The organism is Aneurinibacillus thermoaerophilus (genome assembly GCF_900099925.1).
Taxonomy (GTDB): Bacteria; Bacillota; Bacilli; order Aneurinibacillales; family Aneurinibacillaceae; genus Aneurinibacillus; species Aneurinibacillus thermoaerophilus.
This window is the reverse complement of the sequence record NZ_FNDE01000076.1, coordinates 1-3,299: the sequence shown is the minus strand read 5'-3', so window position 1 is coordinate 3,299 and position 3,299 is coordinate 1. Positions and strand designations below refer to the sequence as shown.

General features: G+C 41.3%; 9 protein-coding genes. 5 read left to right on the top strand and 4 right to left on the bottom strand.

The genetic code is table 11. The features are described 5' to 3' along the window. Positions 1–140 precede the first annotated feature (140 nt). The 3 genes from BLR88_RS18560 to BLR88_RS18550 are packed head-to-tail and all read right to left on the bottom strand — an operon-like array spanning position 141 to position 1,139. Positions 141–440: a hypothetical protein gene (locus BLR88_RS18560; protein WP_091261588.1), complete on the bottom strand. Its 300-nt coding sequence runs from the start codon at positions 438–440 to the stop codon at positions 141–143. Positions 441–484: 44 nt separating this feature from the next. Then, positions 485–763: a hypothetical protein gene (locus BLR88_RS18555; protein WP_091261587.1), complete on the bottom strand. Its 279-nt coding sequence runs from the start codon at positions 761–763 to the stop codon at positions 485–487. Beyond that, positions 753–1,139, bottom strand: a complete 387-nt coding sequence (locus BLR88_RS18550) for a helix-turn-helix domain-containing protein (protein ID WP_091261586.1) — start codon at positions 1,137–1,139, stop codon at positions 753–755. Before BLR88_RS18550 ends, BLR88_RS18555 begins: the two co-directional genes overlap by 11 nt. A gap of 153 nt (positions 1,140–1,292) precedes the next feature. Here BLR88_RS18550 and BLR88_RS18545 point away from each other — a divergent pair, with 153 nt between their 5' ends. Then, complete coding sequence (locus tag BLR88_RS18545; protein ID WP_091261584.1) at positions 1,293–1,526, top strand: helix-turn-helix domain-containing protein; 234 nt, start codon at positions 1,293–1,295, stop codon at positions 1,524–1,526. 40 nt (positions 1,527–1,566) lie between these two features. Further along, a complete protein-coding gene (locus BLR88_RS18540) occupies positions 1,567–1,767 on the top strand; it encodes a hypothetical protein (RefSeq protein ID WP_091261582.1) in 201 nt (66 codons plus the stop codon). Here BLR88_RS18540 and BLR88_RS19870 read toward each other — a convergent pair. After that, complete coding sequence (locus BLR88_RS19870) at positions 1,757–1,927, bottom strand: hypothetical protein (RefSeq protein WP_175493696.1); 171 nt, start codon at positions 1,925–1,927, stop codon at positions 1,757–1,759. The two genes, BLR88_RS18540 and BLR88_RS19870, sit on opposite strands and share 11 nt — an antisense overlap. Before the next feature lie 195 nt (positions 1,928–2,122). Here BLR88_RS19870 and BLR88_RS18535 point away from each other — a divergent pair, with 195 nt between their 5' ends. From BLR88_RS18535 to BLR88_RS18525, 3 genes are read left to right on the top strand one after another with little or no spacing between them, the layout of a single operon-like run. Further along, complete coding sequence (locus BLR88_RS18535; RefSeq protein ID WP_091261580.1) at positions 2,123–2,428, top strand: helix-turn-helix domain-containing protein; 306 nt, start codon at positions 2,123–2,125, stop codon at positions 2,426–2,428. After that, positions 2,425–2,604 (top strand): hypothetical protein, encoded by a 180-nt coding sequence (locus BLR88_RS18530; RefSeq protein WP_091261578.1) that lies wholly within the window; start codon positions 2,425–2,427, stop codon positions 2,602–2,604. The genes BLR88_RS18535 and BLR88_RS18530 overlap by 4 nt, the downstream gene beginning before the upstream one ends. A 43-nt stretch (positions 2,605–2,647) precedes the next feature. After that, positions 2,648–3,166 (top strand): helix-turn-helix domain-containing protein, encoded by a 519-nt coding sequence (locus BLR88_RS18525; protein ID WP_091261577.1) that lies wholly within the window; start codon positions 2,648–2,650, stop codon positions 3,164–3,166. Positions 3,167–3,299 lie beyond the last annotated feature (133 nt).

Below are 3,299 nucleotides of genomic sequence, written 5' to 3'. Positions count from 1 at the left end.
AAGCGAGAGCGCAACTAAACTTGAAAACAATAAAGCTTTTTTCATAATAGTTTCCCCTCTTTCATATACCTTTACATTTATAGAAATATTTTCTCCAAATCGTAAAATAATTCCCTGCTTGTCCAACTGGTCAGGCAGGGTTATTGCTTTTCAGGCTTCAATAGATGCAATTCTTCTTCGGTGCGGGCAATACGCATGAGCTGGTAATCAAGGCGTCGTTGAATGGTTTCCATCTCATTGTGTTCGTCTTGCGGAAAGGATGATTTAGACCGTAGCTTGTTTATATCAAGTAATATAGCGTCTAATTGCGATTTTATCTCTTCCTGACCTTCTTGAAGTGCTGCAAGTTCTTCAGAATATTTGTCTAGTCGAGTATACAACGGCTTGAGTTCGTCTTTTATGACAGACTTTAACAACTCTATGAATTTAAGTTCCTCCATGTCGCTAACCCTTTCTTATTCCTGTTTTTTAGCCTTGCAAAAAGTCAATTCTGCAATTTGTTCTGTATCATAGCGACGTCTGTTTCTAACTCGTCAATCCGTTCTGTAGTTCGTTTTATACGAAATTCCATCCGCTCTAGGCGTGTCACGCTATGAGACATTTCATCAAGCCTCGCCATAATCTCTTGATGGCGTTGTGCCGCTTGCGCTTCTGCTTTCGCTACCTGTTCTTCCAGTTTTGCTGTTTTTGCATTTGTAGCGCCAACCATTTGGATTAAATCGCTCATCAATTGTTCCAGGCGTTCTAATCGTTCATCGCTCATATCGTCCGCCCCTTTTACCTTGTTTCTTCAGCTTCTTAGCGAACTCAATAGCTCGTTTCGCTTCTTCGCGCATGTATTGACGGAAGGCTTCCTGAGCCTCAGGGTCTAAGTCGTCATAACCTTCAAGACCATCATAAAAGAAGAGGTTGAGCTTCGATTCTTTGTTAGGTGAAGGGTTATCAGAGTGACCAAGGAGATAGTCTGTAGTTACCTCAAATAAATCGGCTAATTTCTTTAAAGTTTCATAGTCCGGCTGTCTAAAGTCACGTTCGTAGTTGGATACATTTTGGTTTGGTATGTTTAATTTCTTGGCTAAAGCAACCTGCGTTAGTCCTTTTTTCTCCCTTAATAAGCGGAGTCTTTCTCCTAAAGTCACATATCTCACCTCTCTTCTTCAAATTGTACACAATTCCACAAAACGAATAAATAAAATATACAAAAAGTATAATTTTGTATTGACATATACGAAACGAAGAATTATTATAGGTTCATAAGGTTCTTCGATTAGTATAAATTGGAGGTGATAACAATGAAAGTTCATGAGATGATTCGTAAAATCAGGAAAAGCAAAGGAATCACCCAAATCCATGTAGCAGAAAAGCTTGATATGCCTGTACAAACATACAACAGTTATGAATTAGGAAGAAGACGTATAACTGTTGAGCTTCTCAGGGAAATTGCATCAGTATTGAATGAACCGATAGAAAATTTTTTTGAAGAAAAAATATACGAAACGAAGAAATTAAAAACTAACTCGGCCTAACACCTAAATTTTTTTACCCATCTCTAAAGGAGGTGAGCATATGGAAAAGCAAGTGTTGCAAAGTCTAAAAGAGCAATTTGATTTGTTGCAACAACAGTCACAGGTTGCGGCAGAAGCAATCACAAATGGGTATGGCGAGCCTGAACATTATCGTTTTTTAGTAGGTGCTTCGCTAGCTATGGTTCAGATAGCTAACGAGATGAATGGTTACTTACGCTTCACCAGAAAGGTTAATTTTTAACATCGATGCTGTTGTAAATGTGATTAAAAGTATTCGTGGCAATCTTTGAAAGATGCTCTTGATGTTCGGTCATAGTATTGCCGTCGTATTCGCTTACTTTGTAATCAAACTTTTCAAGAATAGCAAGTGTGAGCTGTAACGCAATTTCTTCTTTAGTCATCCGTATCACCTCCTTTCGTTTGGAGGTATGTTCAGGCTCTGACTTTCACGTCCTTTCTGATTAAGTCTATGGAAGAACGTTACTGACCAAAGCATCACTCTTCCGAATACCATAATTCGACAGGAGAGAGGAAAATCCTACAAAGGTAAATATCGCTAATTTTTTAACCACCCAGGTTGGAAAGGAGAACATTCCATGATAGACGACATCATCAAGCTCTATGTTCAGCAGCTCGTTCAGGAAGAAGTGAAGAAAGCTCTCTCTGAACATAGCGCTGGACAAGCCGAAAAACCGAACAACAACTATCCACCGTATCTTACCGTTCCAGAAGTGGCTTCCATTATGCGGTTGGGGAAAAACAAGGTCTATGATTTGGCGCACGATCCAACATTCCCCGCTTTTAAGGAGGGAAGGAAGATACGAATCCCAACAAACGCTTTCTTTAACTGGCTAGAATCTCGCCACGAAAGTGAATTAAAAGCGAAGGGAGAAACCGTATGAGCCATCAAACCGAAGCTCTCAAACGCGAGAGCGAAGAAATCAACCGCGGCATCGACCAGGCTTTATCTCAACCTTTACCTGAACAGAGGCAGCGTGAATTCGATGAAATGATTAAGGCTGCCCACCGACTTTGGTGGAAAATCGAGCAGGTGAAGGGAGGTGCGAAGTCCCCGTAATGTGTTTTCGTTTCCATTATCTCAATGAGAGGAGGTGAGAACCATGTATCGGGAGTGCAGAAATGCAGCTTGCATGACCGTCGAAAGGGCATCAGAAGAGGTTGGAGTGGCCCCACGCACGCTAGCAAAGTATGAGTCAGGCGAGATTGTGCCAGATGCTGAAAAAGTGTTTCGGATGAGCCAAATTTACAACGATCCTGAGCTGGCGCACTGGTACTGCCGAACGCATTGTGCGATTGGACGAGCTTTCAACTATGAAATTCTGAACGCTGTCAGCGATGACCCATTACATATGTTCGAAAAGTTGGAAGAAGAAACGGAAGAAATGTTGGCAAAAATCAAGAAGACTCGGCGCGTATTAATGAACACAGGTCAAAAGAAAAGTTGGTGCGAATCAACAGTGGAAACCGTGACGGATTGGCTTCGGGAAGCGTTCGATGTAGCTCATGTGATTCAAAAAATAAAAATTGAATTCGGTCGCTTCCTCGACATTCGCAAACTGGTGAATGAACACAACAAGAAATGCGAACAGAGAGGTTATTTCAAAAGGAAAGGGGCATGAGGATGAAACAACAACTGGAAAGAATCAAAGAACGAGCGGAATGGCATTTGAGGATGGCAGACGACTATGAAAATTCAGAGTTGCCATATGGAAAAGCGGCGGCACAACAACATAAAGAAATGGCACATGAATG